Genomic DNA, 16,483 nt, shown 5'->3' with positions numbered 1-16,483 from the left:
ATTTTCGGAACACCAGTGGTCCCCGGACCCTTGGTGTTCCTTTTCAAACAAGCGGATCAGTTTTTCTTGCGGGGCAGGGTGAGCCAATCATTGGGACTGGGAGCGCTACCCGAAGTGGTCTCGACCACTGCCAGGCCCTCGCCAACCCACTGAGTCACCTTCACCGTGCCGGCGACGGCGCCGGGGCGCCAACCGATCACCTGACCGGACGGCGCCTGGATCGCCTGTCCCGGCTGCCGTACTTCCAGTTCGGTGCCCAGTGCCAGCCCGTTGCGCCGGCCGGCGGGGATATAAACATGGCCATCACCACCGTCGAAAGCGCGTACCGACCAGCGGGCGCTGTCGGCGCGGGCGGCCAGTTCATCCAACAGGGCGTTGGCACCGCCGTTGCTGTCGGTGCCCAGGGTCACCGTGGAGACGCCTTCACGGGTGGTATCGCGCAGGGAAACCTGTAATTGATTCTGGCCGGCGGGAACCACTTCCACCAACAGACGAACGCCCGGGTAGGTGGTCAGACCGTCAAGGCAGCTCTCGCTTTGCAGCGGAGCATTGCCGCACCCCTGGGTATTGCTCAGGGCGTCACGCAGGGTGCCGGTGGGGACAATCACGAAGCCGTGTTCCGGAGCGCCTTCGGTGAGCGTGTTCCAGAAGGCATCGGCATTGCCGAGCTGACCCTGTACCAGCACGCCGACATTATTGAGGGGTTCATCGCGACGTTGGAATGCGGTGACGGCACCCTGGTCACTGGCGCCACGCTCCCAGAACGGCGTCTTCCATTCCGGTTTGGGCGTGTTGAGCTCGGCCGGAGAGTCGACCATTTCCAGTGCGTTTTCAGTGTCCAGGTTCTGGCTGGCGCAACCGCTGACAAAGGCGGCCGCCAGGAGACCAAGCAGGGCTCGACGGGGGCTGTTATTCATGGATGTTTCCGTTTCTACCGCATTGAGGAGGCGGGTCGGAGCAGGCCGGCCCGAACGTCTCTTGGAGTTTGCGCAACTGAAGAGGGAGTGTCCAGTGTCAGGCTCTCCGGCCTACATGAAAAAGCGCCGCGTACCAGCGGAAATGGCACGATCCGCGGGTGACGCGACGAGAGGCGGACAACAGGGCGAAGGGACCCTCATGCCGCGCGGTATGGTGCAGTGAATCCAAACGGATTCCACGGAGGGCGGTCCATCCCGGACTGCCCTCACCACACGGAACCGGGAACTTAGAAGTTGACGGTCATATTCAGGCTGGCGGCCTTCACATCGTCATCGGCGAAAGCCGCCGAGGGCAGAGGACCGACCAGGCCGTTGCTGGACAACATGCCGGCTTCGTTTTCTTCCAGCATGCCCACGGACAGCCAGGTTCTCAGGGTCTTGTTGACCTGATAGCTGAACTGCAGGTCGTAGAACATGCTGTCGTCATCGGCGTTGATGGTCGGGTTGTCGACGGACAGCTGACCCACGGCGCCGGTAACGGCGAACTTGTCGGTGAGGTTCCAGGTCAGCTTACCGGCGATCACCTCTTCATCGTAACCTTTGACCCCGAGCGTGCCACCCATGCGATACATGCTGGTGGGGCTTTGGGTGGAATCGGGATTGTTGTTGATCAGGCTGGAGTAGGTGTCGAAGCCGGGGGAGATCAAACCGCCGTCCTTGGACATGATGTACTGCAGTCCCCAGCCCACGACACCGGCGTCGCCTTCAAGGCGTAGATACGCCGAGGGGGCGTCATCGGTGAAGTACTGGTCGTCGGCGGCGCCTTCCACGTTGCCATTGGTGAAGTAGTTGAAGCCCACGGTGGCTTTGGCGACGTCACCGAGGCCGCCGCTGACATAGCCCGAGAACAGGGTGACATTGGACAGGACATAGGGCGTGGCCGCGCCGGGATAGGCGATGCTGCCGTCGTAGTTGTTCATCCATTGCACGTAGACCAGGCCGGCATTCACGTTATCCGTGATCTTGCTGGTGATACCCAGGGTGGTCATGTCGCCGTTGTCCTGGTTGGCGAACGGCGCGGCGTCCTGGCGGCGATCGTAGAGTGCCACCAGCGTGGTTTTCTTGCTCAGCGGTTGAATCATCAATACCCGGTCACGGCGGTCATCACACACCAGGAAGCAGTTGTTGTAACTGGTGGCCTGACGGCCCACGCGGAAGATGGTGTGGCCTACCGGAATCTGCACATAACCCAGATCCAGGCGCACATTGTCGCCGCGGCTGCCGGCGTTGAAAGCCTGGTCATTGGCGGGCGAGGCGGCGCCGTGGTTGTCACCCACCCAGCGATCACCGGCCAGTTCCACACTGGTGTAGACGGAGATACCGGTATCCTCATCCAGGAAGTTGGCTTTTACCCGGATCAGATGGCCGAAGCCGGTATCCGTGTCGGAGGTGCCGGGATCGGTGGAGTCGAAAGCGTCGGAAGTGACGCCGAACGCGGTGGCGCGATATTCCATGCCGAAGTCGGTTTTCAGAGCCATGGCGGAGGACGACATCAGAGTGCCGAGGCCGATGGCGGAGCCGATCGCGGCGGCTTTAATACTTTTGCGGAGTTGATTTGAAGGGGTGCTGGTGGTCAGCGGTGTATTTTGTTTATCGGTCCACTTAAATGCCATTGTTGTTGCCCTTTATTGTTCGAAGTTTATTGGTATTTGGGAACTTCGGACGGCGCCGATGCGCCATGGCGACCGCACCCGGTGTTGATTTGTACCCGTGTGCCAATCCCCGATGTCCCTCGTGCCCTTCCGAAGGCAGTTTCTCCCGAGTGAGCCTGTCTTATTTTGCAAGGCTCTTAATTGCCGGAGTGCATTTCTGCATAAGCGTATTAATACGCCCCGGTCAGCTTATCTTTCCCTTCATGGAGAAACGGTAACAATCGTCGTTTCCGACGAGATGTGAAATTTATACTGGTGGGAATGTTTCTAATCTTAAATCGAATTAAAAAGACTGAGTTACGGGTTAATGAAACCATTATTTAAAGTGTGGGACGATTGTTCTATTAATATAAAAATGAAAAGAGAAATGCGCAAATATATAAACCGGGTTGAATTAAATAATAATGGCGTAATCAAGAGCGTTTCGAGAGCGGCCGGGCATGGGGATGTTTGTTTTTCCCGGTGAGGTCGAATCGTGTACTGACAGCGGGACATCCCCTGCGGAAAGCGGCTGGGAGGTCTGGGGATCGGCGCGGAGGGGGCTCGGTTGGGCCTGAGGCGATAGAGGTGGTTGGAAGCCGGGAGAGCCTCTGTGGTTATCGTCGGCGGGACAATATCAGCGTGGGTGGGGTGCGGACAAAAGAAAAGGGGCGGCTTGGGCCGCCCCTTTCCGGAGGGTTACTGATTCAGCAAACAATCAGAAGTTCACGGTCATATTCAGGCTGGCGGCTTTCACGTCGTCGTCGGCGAAGGTGTTCATTCCCGCCAGAGAGCCAACCAAGCCATTGCCGGCCAGGGTTCCGGCCTTGTTTTCTTCCAGCATGCCCACGGACAACCAGGTGCGCAGCGCCTTGTTGACCTGATAGGCGAACTGCAGGTCGTAGACCATGCTGTCGTCGTCCATGGTGCCGGTATCCACGGACAGTTGGCCCACGGCGCCGGTAACGGCGAACTTGTCGGTGACGTTCCAGGTCAGCTTACCGATCACCAGATCCTCGTCCATGTCCTTGAGGCCCAGAGTCCGGCCCATGGTGTACATGCTGTTGGCGCTCTGGGTGGCGTCCGGATTGTTGTTGATCAGGCTGGAATAGGTGTCGAAGCCGGGAGCAATCAGGCCGCCATCGCGGGACAGGACGTATTGGACGCCCCAGTCAACGACGCCGACGCCGCCTTCAAGGCGCAGATAGCCGGACGGAGACTGATCGGTGAAGTACTGATCGTCCGCACCGGTTTCGACGTTACCGTTAGTGAAGTAGTTAAAGCCCAGGGTACCCTTCACGGCATCGCCGAGACCGCCGGTCACATAACCGGAAAACAGGGTCACGTTGTTGAGCGCGTAAGGGGTTGCGCCACCGCCCGGATGCGGAGTGACCCCTTCGTAGTTGTTCATCCACTGCACGTAGAGCAGCCCGGCATTCCAGCTATCGCTCAGTTTGCCGGTGACGCCCAGCAATGCCATGTCGCCGTTATCCTGGTTGGCGAAAGGCGTGGAATCCTGGCGGCGGTCGTAGCCCAGAACCATGGTAGTGGTCTTGCTCAGGGGCTGGATCATCAGCACCCGGTCACGGCGATCGTCACACACCAGGAAACAGTTGTTGTAACTGGTGGCCTGACGGCCCACGCGGAAGATGGTGTGGCCCACCGGAATCTGTACATAGCCGAGATCCAGGCGGACATTGTCGCCACGGCTAGCGGTGTTGAAGCCTTGTGCGTTGGTGGTGTTATAGCCGCGGTTGTCGCCGGTCCAGCGGTCGCCAGCCAGTTCCACACTGGTGTAGACGGAGATGCCAGTGTCTTCATCCAGGAAGTTGGCTTTGACGCGGATCAAATGGCCGAAACCGGTATCCGTTTCGGAGGTGCCGGGGGTGCCGGTATCGAAGGCATCGGAGCTGGCCGCGAAGGCGGTAGCACGATATTCCATACCGAAATCGGTTTTCAGCGCCATGGCCGGTGCCGACATCAGGGTGCCGAGGCCGATGGCCGAGCCGATAGCGGCGGCTTTGATGCTGGTGCGGAGTTGGGAACGGGCAGGGCTGGCCTGACCCCCTTCGTGATTGCTGGTCCACTTAAGTGCCATTGTTATTCGTCCTGTGTTCTTCGAAGTTTATTGATAGAGGGGCCGCTGTTTTGAATTATGCCCCTGTGCCTCCCTTCGCCCTTCCGAAGGCAGTTTCTCCCGAGAGAGGACCTCCATCCCGGAGGCACCCTAGAAGACGTGCAAGTATACCCATTTCGCAGGCTTTAATGAGGAACGGGCGTACTCCCTGTCGACGATATGGTTGTCTCTGTGACCGAATGGTAACAATCGTCGGTTTCGACGAAATGCCTGGAGCGCCCGAGGCCCCTTGCCTTCGCGCTTTTCCCCCGCGCGTGAAGAAGGGCGATATATCGATGGTAAGCGGCTTTCAGGGGATTCGCGAACCCCTCCTTAAGTCGCATGGCCATGTGAATAATTCTTCCAAAACAATAGGTTGCATGCGGGTTGCCATGAACTGAAGTGTTTTGCTTCGTTTGCTGGGCACGCGAGTCTTCGGCGCGAGTGGGTGTTCACTGGCTGGAAGCAATCACGGAAAAGATGAAATGAGAAGAGGAGGGGGCGACGAAAATAATTTCCAAATATGTCATTTGATCGGGAAATTGATCGTAAACTGAGCGGTTATGGGTGCCTATATCATATTTAGTGAAAGAAAAAATCGTCCATACCGATAAGAACTATTTCAAAATAAGACATCGAAATGCGTAAGTAAGCGCGCACACTTTAAGAAGACCTCCGGGAAGAGGATAGATTCCCTACCGAATGGGCAAATCGTCGCTTCGGACGACGAGTCTTTCGGGGCCACCCCCTAACAATGGAAAGAGAAGAACAACATGGACCCGGCAGTTCCGGAGAGATTTATATGGGTGACCTGTATGGGTGTAAGGCCCCCTTCGCCGTTCGCCATGAGTATCACTTTGGTGATCGCCTGGTGCGTTGCTACGCCTCCAGACCGGCTAATCTGTTGGCCTCCTTTCGCCGTGCCGTGAGCCGGGCGCCGGACAATGAGTGTCTGGTCTGTGATGGCCAGCGGCTGACCTACCGGGAGGTCAACCGGCGCATGCAACATATCGCGGCTCAGTTGGCGCGGCGCGGTGTGGTGGCCGGTGACCGGATCGCCTTGCTGCTGGCCAACAGCAATGAATTCGTGCTGGCGCTGCTGGGGGCGCTGCGGCTCGGTGCCATCGTGGTGCCGGTCAATATCCGCGAATCGAAATCCGGGCTGGCCTATATCCTTTATCATTGCCAGGCCAAGGTGCTGATTCATGACGACGTTCAGGGCGATAAAGTCAGCGGCCGGGAAACCTTGCCGGCGCTGGCGTTCCGCTTCGCGGTGGGTGGCGAGGTCGCCGGCGCCGAACCGTTCGAGGCGCTGCTGAAGGAAGGCGCCCCGCGCCTGCCTCTGCCCACCCCTCAAGAAGACGATACCGCCATCCTGCTGTACACCTCGGGCACCACCGGACGCCCCAAGGGGGTGCGCCTGACCCACCTGAACCTGCTGCACAGCCTGCTGCACTTTGAACAGTCCATGGCGCTGGGTGAAAACGAGCGCTCGTTGCTGGTGGTGCCGGCAAGTCATGTGACCGGTGTGGTGGCGGTGATTCTGACCCTGTTCCACGTGGGTGGCTGCGTGGTGATGCAGCGGGAATTCGACGCCCAGCGTTTCCTGGCTCTGGCCGATCGGGAGCGGATCACGCATACGGTGATGGTGCCCGCCATGTATAACCTTTGTCTGCTGCGGGCGGACTTCGATCAATATGACCTGTCCGCCTGGCGGCTCGGTGGCTTCGGTGGCGCACCCATGCCGGAAGCCACCATCGAGCGATTGGCGGAACGGTTGCCGAACCTGCAGTTGGTCAACGCCTACGGGGCCACCGAGACCTGTTCACCGGCAACTATCCTGCCGTTGGGTGAGGCGGCCCGGCACGCCGACAGTGTCGGCCGGGTGGTCACCTGCGGTGACATCAAAGTGATGGACTCCAATGGCCGCGAACGGCCACCCGGCGAGGCCGGTGAGCTGTGGATCGCCGGCCCCATGGTGTCGCCGGGATATTGGAACAACGCGGAGGCGGATCGGGCCGAATTCGCCGGTGGCTACTGGCGTTCCGGGGACATCGGCTCGGTGGACGAAAGCGGTTACGTGCGTGTGCTGGACCGCAAGAAGGACATGATCAACCGTGCCGGCTACAACGTTTACAGCGCCGAACTGGAAGGTTTGCTGCAGGGGCTAGACGGCGTGATCGAGTGTGCCGCGGTGGCCCGGCCTGATCCGGTGCTGGGAGAGAAAATCCAACTGTTCGTGGTCCGCGACGACCCTGGGCTCAGCGCCGCCCGTCTCAAGGCCTACTGCGCCGAACATCTGGCCGATTACAAAATCCCTGATTTCATCGATTTTCTTGAGGAGCCGCTGCCTCGTAACGCCAATGGCAAGGTGTTGAAGGCGCAGTTACGGCTCCGTATCAGCGAAACTCAAACAGCGTCCGGCTAGGCCGCGACGGTTTACCGCAACCGTCGCGGGATGGTTCCTGCGCTCCCAACATCAGCACGGATAAGCCGGTTGCGTTGCCGGGGAGGACATTTTTATGCGCATGGTACGTTTGCTTCTGGTTATGACACTCACGGCGATGACGGCGGTGTCCGCCGCCGCGCCTTTGAGGATTTCCGCCGGCATGGGGCAGCAGCACTTCTGGGTCGGGCAGCATATGGACCCGTTCGTGGACACCATGGAAAAGGAAACGGACCTTTCCTTCGTGCGTTTCTACTCCGGCTCCCTGGTGACACCGGGGCGGGAATGGGATGCGCTGAAGACCGGCACCATTTCCGTGGCCGCGCCGCTGCTGGCACCCTACCACGAAGGCAGTTTCCCGCTGTCCGACGTGACCCAGCTGCCAACACTGAATACCACTTCGGTGATGGTCACCAAGGCGCTTCAGACACTGATGGACTCCGACCGGGAACTGGCCGACGGCAAGACTTTTTACCAGTATGAATTGGGCAGCAAGGGGTTGCGCGGCTGGCCCCTGGGGGCCACTTCCGCATATTCGTTATCCACCATCGGCAGGGTGCTGGATTCTCCGGACGACCTGGAAGGCGCGCCGATCCGCGCCGGCTCCGCGCTGCACACCATACTGCTGCAGGAACTGGGCGCGACGCCGGTGACCATGACCAGTGCCGACTCCTACGAAGCGCTGTCCCGCAAGACGGTGATTGGCACCATCCTGTCGGTGGCGGATTGGCCATCGTACTCGTTCGAGGACCTGCTCAAGTACTCCATCACCGGCATTTCCATGGGGCACTGGGAAAGCTACCTGGCGGTCACCGATGAGACCTGGAACGGGTTGACTGATCAACAGCGCGCCACCTGGGACCGGGTGGCCCGTCAGGTAGCCCTGGATAACGCCGCTCATATTGACCAGCAGGAAGAGGCGGTGCGGGCCAGGACCCAGAAGGCGGGCGCCACCTTCGTGGAACTGAACGAGCTGTCCGACGACATGGCCGGGCATTTGCAGGATGCCGCCAGCCGTACCTGGATTCGCTGGATCGAACAGATGGAGGAGGCCGGGCATCCGGGCAAGGCCACCGCACGCCTGTGGGCGGAGCTGATTGAGGAGCAGGGCGGGACCATTCCGCCGAGTGCCGCGGACTACCTCGAACAGGACTGAGCCGGTGCCATGTCGAATACGCAGATTATCTGGATAGTGCTGGCCTGGTTCGCCGCTTTCCTGGTGCTCGGCCAGAACGTGGCCACGGTACTGTTTGGCGCCGGTATGTTGGGCATCGTGCTGGTGGTCGGTGTGGACGTGCTCGGTGGGATTCTTGGTTCGGATACGTTCTACACCGCGTCGATTTACTCCCTGTCCATCGTGCCACTGTATCTGTTGATGGCGCAGCTGTTGTTGCGTGGCGGCGTGATACGGGACCTGTTCGCCGTGGGGCACCGGTTGTCCGGTTATCGGCGCTTCCCATTGGGGGTGGCGACCATCGTCACCGGCTCGTTGCTGGGCGCGGTGTCGGGCTCCGGCGCCGCCAGCTCCGCCTCCCTGGCATCACTGGCGTCGCCGGAGCTGGAAAAACTGGGTTACACCCGGCGCTTCTCGTTGAGCCTGTCGGCGGTGGCCGGCTCCCTGTCGGCGATCATTCCGCCGAGTCTGATCATGATCATTTATGGTTCGCTGGCATCGGTGCCCATCGGCCATTTGTTCATCGGCGCGATCGGGCCGGGGCTGCTGTGTATCGTGATCTATATCGTTTGCCTGCGCCTGTTCGGTGAATTGCGCGAGGGCGCGGTGGACGGTCAGGCGCCGGAACAAGCCCCGCCCTCCGGGGAGGCCCGTCGCAGCATGACCGCCTTTCTGTTCGTGGTGGCTCTGATGTTGATCGTGTTTGGCGGCATCTACGGTGGTGTGGTCACGGTGGCGGAGGCCGGCGCGCTCGGCGCCTTCACTGCCATGGCCGGCATGATGCTGATGAGGCGGGTCAATCTGCGCGGATTGTTCGAGGCGCTGGCGGAGTCGGTGAAGGTCACCGCCACGCTCATGATGCTGGTACTCGGCGCCAAGATTTTCGCCCGTTTCCTGACCTTTTCCCGTTTGCCCAATGAGCTGCTGTCGCTGATGGAACCAATACTGGGACACCCCAATGTGGTGGCGGCGATTCTGATGGCGGTGTTCTTCCTCGGTGGCATGTTTCTGGAATCGGCGGCGGTGATCGTGTTGCTGGTACCGATCATCCTGCCGCTGCTGCAAAGTGCCGGAATCGACCTGCTGTGGTTCGGGGTGATGGCTTCCCTGATGATCGCATTGGGATTACTTACGCCGCCGGTGGGGCTGGCCACTTTCGCCGCCGCCAGCGCCGGCAACTATCCGGTGGCGCGGGTGTTCCGTTCCGCCAGTCTGTTCGCGCTGGTGGCCGGCGTGGTGCTGACCGTTCTGTTGATCAGCTATCCCGCTCTGATTACCTGGCTGCCACAGCAAATTCGCTGAGCCGCGAGAGGAGAAAGCCATGGCATTCTGGAAGGCCATTGATCGATTGGAGGGCGGGCTGGCCTCGGTGGGCGCGGGACTCTGCCTGTTCCTGATCATGATGATCACGGTGATCGGGGTGCTCGGCCGTTATCTGCTGGGGATGGACCTGATTCCCGGCGGGTACAACATGATCGAGCGCATGCTGTTCCCGTTGCTGGTGTTCTGGGCGGTGCCGCTGGGGCATCGGCAGGGCACCTTTCCCCGCTTCGATATTCTGGCCGACCGGATGTCGCCGGGATGGGCGCGAGCGGTGGCGGTGTTGGTGCTGACCGTGGAGATCGTGATCTTCGCGGTATTGCTCTGGTATCTGTGGCAATTCGCCTGGGATGCCGCGCAAAGCGCCCGGCAGATGCAGATCGGTACCCGTCTGTGGCCGGTATGGCCGGTGATGTTGATGATGCCGCTGGCGTTCGCGCTGATGCTGCTGGAGATGGTGCGCCTGTGGTGGCAAGCGCTGGCCGGCCGCCCAGCCGGAAACGATGATGTGCAGGAAAGCGGATAGAAGGTCTCGCCAGCTTTGGTGCAGGTCCGCCGATCCACAATGCGTTCAGAATGGACGACTCATCGCCAGGCGCAGGGCGAATCCGATCAACAGTGTAGCGAACAGGCTCCGTTGCAGCCGCTGTGCCCAGGGACGATGTTGCATCCACAGGCCAAGCGCGCGGCCGCCGACGATGTAGAGCAAGTCAAACAGTACGCCCAGGCCTACCAGAATAATGCCCAGCAATAGAAACTGAGAGGCCACCGAGCCGTTGCCGATGTCGATGAACTGGGGCAGCAACACGGAGCAGAACAGCAGCGATTTGGGATTGGTGAAATTGGTCAGCAGGCCGCGCCAGGCCGCCGAGCGATAGGCCCGGGGCGGGCTGCCAAGCGCCGCCGCTGAATCCTCCAGTGACCAGGATGCGGAACGGCCGATCTTGATGCCGAGCCAGACCAGATAGAGCACCCCGATCCAGCGGACCAGCTCGAATACCCAAGGTGAGGTTTTCAGCAACGCGGCCAGACCGGCGGCCGCCATGACCACATGAGCCCCACGGGCCATCGCCAGCCCCGCCGCTGTCGCCAGGCCCTGGGCGCGTCCCCTGACACTGGCGGTCTCCAGCACCAGAACCAGGTCCGGACCGGGTACCAGATAAGCGACCACCAGGGCGCCAATGAAAGTTTCAAGATGAGCCATGCCAGCGGGGTTCCGATTGCCTCTTCATGGTGCTAAGAGTACGGCTTGGATCGGCAGGTCGGATTGCGTTTTGGCGGATGATAGCGTTATGTGTTGGCATATAATGCCAATGATGAGCCTGAAAGGATCCATTTATGCCAGAAGTGAAGTTGGACAATCTGGACCGGCGGATTCTGGCCGCGCTGCAACGGGACGGCAGGCTGAGCAACGTTCAGTTGTCCGAGGAAGTGGGACTTTCGCCGTCGCCCTGCCTGCGCCGGGTTCGTCTGCTGGAGCAAAGCGGGATCATTCGCGGCTATCACGCCGAGCTTGATCGCGGCGGAGTGGGTTTGGGGTTAACGGTTTTCGTCGGTATCAAAGTAGGGCAGCACGATGATGAGGTGGACAGCGCCTTCCGCGATGCCGTGGCGGATCTGCCGGAGGTGGTATCCTGTTATCTGCTTTCCGGAGAGTCGGACTTTCTGCTGCAAGTGGTCGTGCCGGACTTGCCCGCCTATGAGCGGTTTTTGCGTGGCACTTTACTGAAACTTCCCGGTATCACGGATATCCGCAGTAACTTCGCCATCTCCACGGTCAAGCGGGAAACCGGGTTGTCGCTGGCGCATCTGCCAGGGGCGGCGGGATGATGGGAAGGAGGGGCGTGGGCCCCTCCTGATCAGAGGCCGTGGAATTCCGCGATCTCATCCAGTGGCGCCCGTTTGGCGCGCAGCTGATTCACTTCCGCGTTCTCCTCCCGATAACCAATGGACATGCCGGTGAACAGCATCCACTCGTCCGGCGCCTGGAGGAATTCGCCCAGGGTTTGCGGGTACAGCGACCAGCACTCCTGCGGGCAACTGTCCAGACCGGCCTCGCGCAGCAGCAGCATCACCGATTGCAGATACATGCCCAGATCCGACCATTGCGGCGGCCCCATGGTGCGGTGCACATAGCAAAACAGAGCCACCGGCGCGCCGAAGAACTGGAAGTTGTTGGCGAACCAGCGTAACCGTGCCGCCTTGTCGTCGCGGGGAATGCCGAGCAGGCCATACATGTCCTCGCCGACCTGAAAACGCCGGTCCCGGTAGGGGGCGATCAGGTTCGGGGGATAGACGTCGTACTCCCTGTTTTCCCCGCCGGGCGAGTCTTGCAGGCGCTCACGCATAATCGCCTTGAACTGGTCCAGGCGCTCGCCCCCCACCACATAAAGATGCCAGGGTTGCAGATTGCCTCCGGACGGGGCCCGGCTGGCTTTTTCCAGAATGGCGCGCAACAGGGCGCCGTCCACCGGACGATCCTGAAAAGCGCGGATCGAGCGCCGGGATTCCAGCGCCTCACTGACGGTCTTGGCGGCATCGGTCATCGGGCCTCCCTCCTTAAATGGCCTTAAACGGCGGTTCGCTCTGCCATTCGAAGCAGTCCGGCATGTCGGTGGAGACGCGGTCGGGGAACTGCGCCGGGCGTTTCTCCAGGAACGAATTGACCCCTTCGCGCACGTCGTTGGAACCGCCCCGGGATTTCATCGTCGCGCTGTCCAGGCGGTGGGCTTCCATGGGGTGGGAAGCACCGGCCATGCGCCAGATCATTTGCCGCATGGCGGCGATGGAGACGGCGGAGGTCTGGTCGGCGAACTCGCGAGCCAGTTTTACCGCCTCGTCGTACAGCTCGTCGGCGGGATGCACGGAACGCACCAGGCCACGCTCCTTGGCCTCCTGAGCGTTGAAAACCCGGCCGGTGAAGCACCATTCCAGCGCCGAGGAAATACCCACCACCCGGCTCAGGAACCAGGAAGACGCCGCCTCGTTGACGATGCCTCGTTTGGAGAAGACAAAGCCAAAACGGGCGTTTTCGGCGGCGAGCCGCACGTCCATGGGCAGTTGCATGGTAATCCCGACCCCCACCGCGGCGCCGTTAACGGCGGCGATCACCGGCTTCAGACTGCGGTAGATGCGCAGGGCCACCTGGCCACCGCCGTCACGGTGAGCGTCGTCCGGGTTGGCGCCTTCGCCGCCACGCTTCTTGTAGTCGAAGGTGTCTCCGCCGGAGGCCAGATCCGCGCCGGCGCAGAAGGCGCGGCCCTTGCCGGTGACGATCACCGCGCGCACTTCGTCAGTGGCGTCGGTGAAGTCAAAGGCGGCGATCAGCTCGTCCTTCATCTCCCGGGTAAAGGCGTTCATGCGATCCGGGCGATTGAGGTAAAGGGTGGCGATACCGTCATCGACGGTCAGTTCCAGAGTTTGAAAGGAAGGAATTTCCATGGTGACTCCCAATTACTCAATAAAAAAAGTAAGAAATAAAGAAAAGACGATCAGCCCGCGATCATCGCGGAAGCGCCGCCGTCCACCAGCAAAAACTGGCCGGTAGTGTGCTTGCCGGCGTCCGAAGCAAACAAAAGCGCCACGCCTTTGAGCCCTTCCTCGTCACCGATCTGATTGAGGGGAACCCGCCGTGCCAGGCCTTCGTCGCCGTGCCGCTCACTAAGGTAGCGGGACATCTTGCTCGGGAACACCCCTGGGCCGATGGCATTGACGGTAATATTGTAAGCACCCCATTCCGCCGCCAGCGCCCGGGTGAAGGTGACCACCGCGCCTTTGCTGGTGCTGTAGCCCACCGCCTGCATCAGATCGCGGTTGCCGCCGAGCGCGGCATTGGAAGCAATATTGACGATACGGCCGTAACGGCGCGGGATCATGCTCAGGCGGCCGATCTCCCGGGTCAGCAGGAACAGGTTGCGCACATTGAGGGTCATCACCTTGTCCCAGCCGTCCATGGGATAGTCCTCCGCCGGGGCTCCCCAAGTGGCGCCGGCGTTGTTGACCAGGATGTCCACCTGGCCGAGTTCCTTGACCGCCTGTTCCGCCAGGCTCAGCACATGCGCCTCTTGGGAAAGATCAGCCGGTAACAGCAGCACTTCGACGCCGCGCTGGCGCAGATGCTCGGCGGCTTCTTCCAGTTCCTTGACCTTGCGGGCACTGATCGCCACGCGGGCCCCGGCTTCGCCCAGCGCCTCCGCCATCTGCAGACCGAGACCGCGCGAGCCGCCGGTGACCAGGGCGGTTTTGCCGGTGAGATCGAAAAGGGCTTGGACGGTACGTACGGGCTGTTCGCTCATGGCTGGGCCTTCTCTGCTGTGCTGTGCATGGGAGATACAGATTCACGACCCGGGTGAAAAGCGGCAATCGTCGGTTAGGACGAATCGTCTTTTCGGACGACGCCCGCGGAGGGGGTTCCCAACGATCATGCGGAGCCACCTCATTGGCCTGCAAGGAGTCACCATGACCAGCGAAGCGCTTGTCGATTATCGGGTGAACGGGGCCGTGGCGATCGTCAAGATGAACCGCCCGGACGCCCTTAACGCCTTCAATATCCCTCTGCGCGAAGCCCTGTTGGCCGCCCTCAACGAGGCGGAACAGGACGACCGCGTCAAAGTGGTGGTGCTCGGCTCCACCGGCCGCGCCTTTTCCGCCGGCGCCGATTTGATGGAGTCGCCGGAGAACAAGCCGAGTGTGATTGAAACCCTGCTGGATGGTTATCGGCCGTTACTGGAGAAAATCTCCGCCATGCCGCTGCCGGTCATCGGTATGGCGCCCGGTGTCGCCGCCGGCGTCGGCGCGGCGGTGCTGATGGCCTGCGATCTGGTGTTGATGGCGGAGGAAGCCCGGATTTACATGGCGTTCAGCCACATCGGGCTGGTCCCTGACGGCGGTGCCACCTGGTTCCTCTATCAGCATCTGGGCTATCAGCGTGCTTTCCAACTGATTGTCGAGGGCGGCAGTCTGGACTCACAGCGTTGCCTGGCACTGGGTATTGCCAACCAGGTTCTGCCGGTGGATCAACTGGAAGAGCGGGCATTGGAATGGGGCGGCCAACTGGCGCAACGCTCCCCGCTGGCCACCGCCGAAGCCAAGCGATTGCTGCGCGCGGCGGCTACCAGCAGTTACGCGGAAACCTATCAGCAGGAAGCGGTGGCGCAGCACCGTTGCATTGCCAGCCCGGAATCGAAAGCGGCGGTGGAAGCCTTTAAAGCGAAGTCGAAGAAATAAGCGACTCAGCAAATCGTCTGATTCGACGACGTTAATCCGGCTGGCGGGTTCCTAGAATTTTTAAGCTTTCCGCCGCCGGAGCCTGAGTCCCGGTGGCGGCTGAACCGGGGTCGCGGACCCAATGAGCAGCCAGCATGGGGATCTCATGGAGTTAAACCAAGAAAACGTGGGTAAGGCGTTGCAGGCGTTGTCCTCGCGTCTGCTACCCGGTGCCGCGATTGACAAACTGACCCGTCTGACCGGCGGTGCCAGCCAGCAGATGTGGTCGTTCAATTTGGTCAGCGACGATGATGTGGAGCCGCTGATTCTGAGAATCGCCAGTCCCATGAACGGCTCCGATTCCACCACGCTGACCATGGACCAGGAAGCGCGCCTGTTGCGGGAAGTGCTGCGTCACGATGTGCCGGTTCCCATCGTGCGTTACGAGTTGAGGGAAGAGGATGACCTCGGCGTGGGGTACATCATGCGCCGGGTCGATGGGGAAACCCTGCCGCAACGGATTCTGCGTGACGAAGCTTATAGCAATGCCCGCTCGGTGCTGGCGCGGCAATGCGGACAAGTGATGGCCGGTATTCATCAGGTGCCGTTGGACAAAGTTTCGTTCCTGCGTCAGCGCACCGCCGAACAATTGATCGACACCTACTACCAGCGCTACCAGGCCTGCGGCGAACCGCGTCCGGTGTTCGAGCTGGCGTTCCGGTGGTTGCGTGACAACCTGCCCGCCGAGCCGGCGGAACCCTGCCTGGTTCACGGTGATTTCCGTAACGGCAATCTGATGGTGGACCGCAACGGCCTGCGTGTCGTGCTGGACTGGGAGCTTTCCTATCTCGGTGATCCGATGGCGGATCTGGGCTGGATATGCGTCAACTCCTGGCGCTTCGGTAACAGCGCTCTGCCGGTGGGTGGCTTCGGCACCCGGGAGGAACTGTTCCAGGGCTACCAGGAAGCCAGTGGCCGCCGGGTGGATCCGCGTCGGGTGGCGTTCTGGGAAGTGTTCGGTGTTCTTAAATGGGGTGTGATCTGCCAGAAGATGGCCCAGGCGTTTATCAGTGGCACCGACCGCACCGTGGAGCGGGGCGCCATTGGCCGTCGCGCTTCGGAAGCCGAAATAGATCTGTTGACCCTGTTGGCGCGCTGAGCGCCTGTTCGAGGAGCGATCAATGCAAGATTTGCCCAAGGACCCCGATCTGCTGGCCGTGGTGTCGGAATTTCTGCGCCGTGAAGTGATGCCGGCGGTCAGTAATGGCCTGGCGTTCCGGGTACGGGTGGCCGCCAATGTGGTGGATATGGTCCAGCGGCAATTGACGCAGCCGGAGAGCATCGCCGAGGAGGAGCAGCAACGGCTGCGTGACCTGCTCGGCGAGGACGGCGATACCCGGCTGTTGACCGAACGGCTTTGCGAGGGCATCGCCAACGGCGAATTTACTCTGGATACCCCGGGGCTGGCCGATTTTCTCTGGTTCGTCACCTTGCACAAGGTGGCGGTGGACCAGCCCCGTTACTCCGGCTACCTCAACGCGCTGGACAGTTGATGTGCGCTGATGGCGGCGGGCCCGTACAGGAGCCACCCCACAAACCCCACATAAGGAGGGT

Annotated in this window: 15 protein-coding genes; 8 read left to right on the top strand and 7 right to left on the bottom strand. The window is 61.0% G+C overall.

Features of this window, described 5'->3' with window-relative positions; all coding sequences use genetic code 11:
* Positions 1-56: 56 nt before the first annotated feature.
* The 3 genes from MA04_RS00380 to MA04_RS00370 form a co-directional block, all read right to left on the bottom strand.
* Positions 57-917, bottom strand: coding sequence for a hypothetical protein (locus MA04_RS00380; RefSeq protein WP_262459061.1), 861 nt, complete (start codon positions 915-917; stop codon positions 57-59).
* Between the two features lie 287 nt (positions 918-1,204).
* Positions 1,205-2,590, bottom strand: a complete 1,386-nt coding sequence (locus MA04_RS00375) for a hypothetical protein (RefSeq protein WP_262459060.1) — start codon at positions 2,588-2,590, stop codon at positions 1,205-1,207.
* A gap of 736 nt (positions 2,591-3,326) precedes the next feature.
* Positions 3,327-4,706, bottom strand: a complete 1,380-nt coding sequence (locus tag MA04_RS00370) for a hypothetical protein (protein ID WP_262459059.1) — start codon at positions 4,704-4,706, stop codon at positions 3,327-3,329.
* A gap of 820 nt (positions 4,707-5,526) precedes the next feature.
* Between MA04_RS00370 and MA04_RS00365 the strand changes: the two genes are divergently transcribed.
* The 4 genes from MA04_RS00365 to MA04_RS00350 all read left to right on the top strand — a co-directional run bounded on the left by MA04_RS00365 (position 5,527) and on the right by MA04_RS00350 (position 10,190).
* Positions 5,527-7,152 (top strand): class I adenylate-forming enzyme family protein, encoded by a 1,626-nt coding sequence (locus MA04_RS00365; protein WP_262459058.1) that lies wholly within the window; start codon positions 5,527-5,529, stop codon positions 7,150-7,152.
* A 94-nt stretch (positions 7,153-7,246) separates the two neighbouring features.
* Positions 7,247-8,326 (top strand): TRAP transporter substrate-binding protein DctP, encoded by a 1,080-nt coding sequence (dctP, locus tag MA04_RS00360; protein WP_262459057.1) that lies wholly within the window; start codon positions 7,247-7,249, stop codon positions 8,324-8,326.
* A 9-nt stretch (positions 8,327-8,335) separates the two neighbouring features.
* Positions 8,336-9,646, top strand: coding sequence for a TRAP transporter large permease (locus MA04_RS00355; RefSeq protein ID WP_055100383.1), 1,311 nt, complete (start codon positions 8,336-8,338; stop codon positions 9,644-9,646).
* A 19-nt stretch (positions 9,647-9,665) separates the two neighbouring features.
* Positions 9,666-10,190, top strand: coding sequence for a TRAP transporter small permease (locus MA04_RS00350; RefSeq protein WP_262459056.1), 525 nt, complete (start codon positions 9,666-9,668; stop codon positions 10,188-10,190).
* Between the two features lie 45 nt (positions 10,191-10,235).
* On the opposite strand, the gene MA04_RS00345 is transcribed toward MA04_RS00350, so the two are convergent.
* A complete protein-coding gene (locus MA04_RS00345; protein WP_262459055.1) occupies positions 10,236-10,868 on the bottom strand; it encodes a LysE family translocator in 633 nt (210 codons plus the stop codon).
* Between the two features lie 134 nt (positions 10,869-11,002).
* Here MA04_RS00345 and MA04_RS00340 point away from each other — a divergent pair, with 134 nt between their 5' ends.
* Entirely contained in the window at positions 11,003-11,494 is a 492-nt protein-coding gene (locus MA04_RS00340) for an Lrp/AsnC family transcriptional regulator (RefSeq protein ID WP_097057670.1), read from the top strand.
* Positions 11,495-11,523: 29 nt separating this feature from the next.
* Here MA04_RS00340 and MA04_RS00335 read toward each other — a convergent pair whose 3' ends face one another.
* From MA04_RS00335 to MA04_RS00325, 3 genes are read right to left on the bottom strand one after another with little or no spacing between them, the layout of a single operon-like run.
* Complete coding sequence (locus MA04_RS00335; RefSeq protein WP_163126676.1) at positions 11,524-12,210, bottom strand: nitroreductase; 687 nt, start codon at positions 12,208-12,210, stop codon at positions 11,524-11,526.
* A 13-nt stretch (positions 12,211-12,223) separates the two neighbouring features.
* A complete protein-coding gene (locus MA04_RS00330) occupies positions 12,224-13,105 on the bottom strand; it encodes a crotonase/enoyl-CoA hydratase family protein (RefSeq protein WP_055100387.1) in 882 nt (293 codons plus the stop codon).
* A gap of 50 nt (positions 13,106-13,155) precedes the next feature.
* Positions 13,156-13,959, bottom strand: coding sequence for an SDR family oxidoreductase (locus MA04_RS00325; protein WP_233917333.1), 804 nt, complete (start codon positions 13,957-13,959; stop codon positions 13,156-13,158).
* Between the two features lie 163 nt (positions 13,960-14,122).
* On the opposite strand from MA04_RS00325, the gene MA04_RS00320 reads away from it, so the two are divergent.
* The 3 genes from MA04_RS00320 (at position 14,123) to MA04_RS00310 (ending at position 16,422) form a co-directional block, all read left to right on the top strand.
* Entirely contained in the window at positions 14,123-14,890 is a 768-nt protein-coding gene (locus tag MA04_RS00320; RefSeq protein WP_163126673.1) for an enoyl-CoA hydratase/isomerase family protein, read from the top strand.
* Between the two features lie 145 nt (positions 14,891-15,035).
* The gene (locus MA04_RS00315; protein ID WP_163126672.1) at positions 15,036-16,028 is read left to right on the top strand and encodes a phosphotransferase family protein; all 993 of its coding nucleotides are present in this window, start codon (positions 15,036-15,038) and stop codon (positions 16,026-16,028) included.
* Positions 16,029-16,050: 22 nt separating this feature from the next.
* Entirely contained in the window at positions 16,051-16,422 is a 372-nt protein-coding gene (locus MA04_RS00310) for a DUF6285 domain-containing protein (protein ID WP_163126671.1), read from the top strand.
* The last annotated feature ends 61 nt before the right edge of the window (positions 16,423-16,483 follow it).

The sequence above is a fragment of the Alloalcanivorax balearicus MACL04 genome (assembly GCF_025532145.1).
In the GTDB taxonomy this organism is placed as follows: domain Bacteria; phylum Pseudomonadota; class Gammaproteobacteria; order Pseudomonadales; family Alcanivoracaceae; genus Alloalcanivorax; species Alloalcanivorax balearicus.
Note: the sequence above shows the minus strand (reverse complement) of the source record. Positions and strands in the feature narration are given on the sequence as shown.

Coding starts and splice junctions, on each gene's coding strand:
- MA04_RS00350 (WP_262459056.1), top strand. CDS start 9,666: ATGGCATTCTGGAAGGCCATTGATCGATTGGAGGGCGGGCTGGCCTCG.
- MA04_RS00340 (WP_097057670.1), top strand. CDS start 11,003: ATGCCAGAAGTGAAGTTGGACAATCTGGACCGGCGGATTCTGGCCGCG.
- MA04_RS00320 (WP_163126673.1), top strand. CDS start 14,123: ATGACCAGCGAAGCGCTTGTCGATTATCGGGTGAACGGGGCCGTGGCG.
- MA04_RS00315 (WP_163126672.1), top strand. CDS start 15,036: ATGGAGTTAAACCAAGAAAACGTGGGTAAGGCGTTGCAGGCGTTGTCC.
- MA04_RS00330 (WP_055100387.1), bottom strand. CDS start 13,105: ATGGAAATTCCTTCCTTTCAAACTCTGGAACTGACCGTCGATGACGGT.
- MA04_RS00370 (WP_262459059.1), bottom strand. CDS start 4,706: ATGGCACTTAAGTGGACCAGCAATCACGAAGGGGGTCAGGCCAGCCCT.
- dctP (WP_262459057.1), top strand. CDS start 7,247: ATGCGCATGGTACGTTTGCTTCTGGTTATGACACTCACGGCGATGACG.
- MA04_RS00375 (WP_262459060.1), bottom strand. CDS start 2,590: ATGGCATTTAAGTGGACCGATAAACAAAATACACCGCTGACCACCAGC.
- MA04_RS00380 (WP_262459061.1), bottom strand. CDS start 917: ATGAATAACAGCCCCCGTCGAGCCCTGCTTGGTCTCCTGGCGGCCGCC.
- MA04_RS00355 (WP_055100383.1), top strand. CDS start 8,336: ATGTCGAATACGCAGATTATCTGGATAGTGCTGGCCTGGTTCGCCGCT.
- MA04_RS00365 (WP_262459058.1), top strand. CDS start 5,527: ATGGGTGACCTGTATGGGTGTAAGGCCCCCTTCGCCGTTCGCCATGAG.
- MA04_RS00335 (WP_163126676.1), bottom strand. CDS start 12,210: ATGACCGATGCCGCCAAGACCGTCAGTGAGGCGCTGGAATCCCGGCGC.
- MA04_RS00345 (WP_262459055.1), bottom strand. CDS start 10,868: ATGGCTCATCTTGAAACTTTCATTGGCGCCCTGGTGGTCGCTTATCTG.
- MA04_RS00325 (WP_233917333.1), bottom strand. CDS start 13,959: ATGAGCGAACAGCCCGTACGTACCGTCCAAGCCCTTTTCGATCTCACC.
- MA04_RS00310 (WP_163126671.1), top strand. CDS start 16,051: ATGCAAGATTTGCCCAAGGACCCCGATCTGCTGGCCGTGGTGTCGGAA.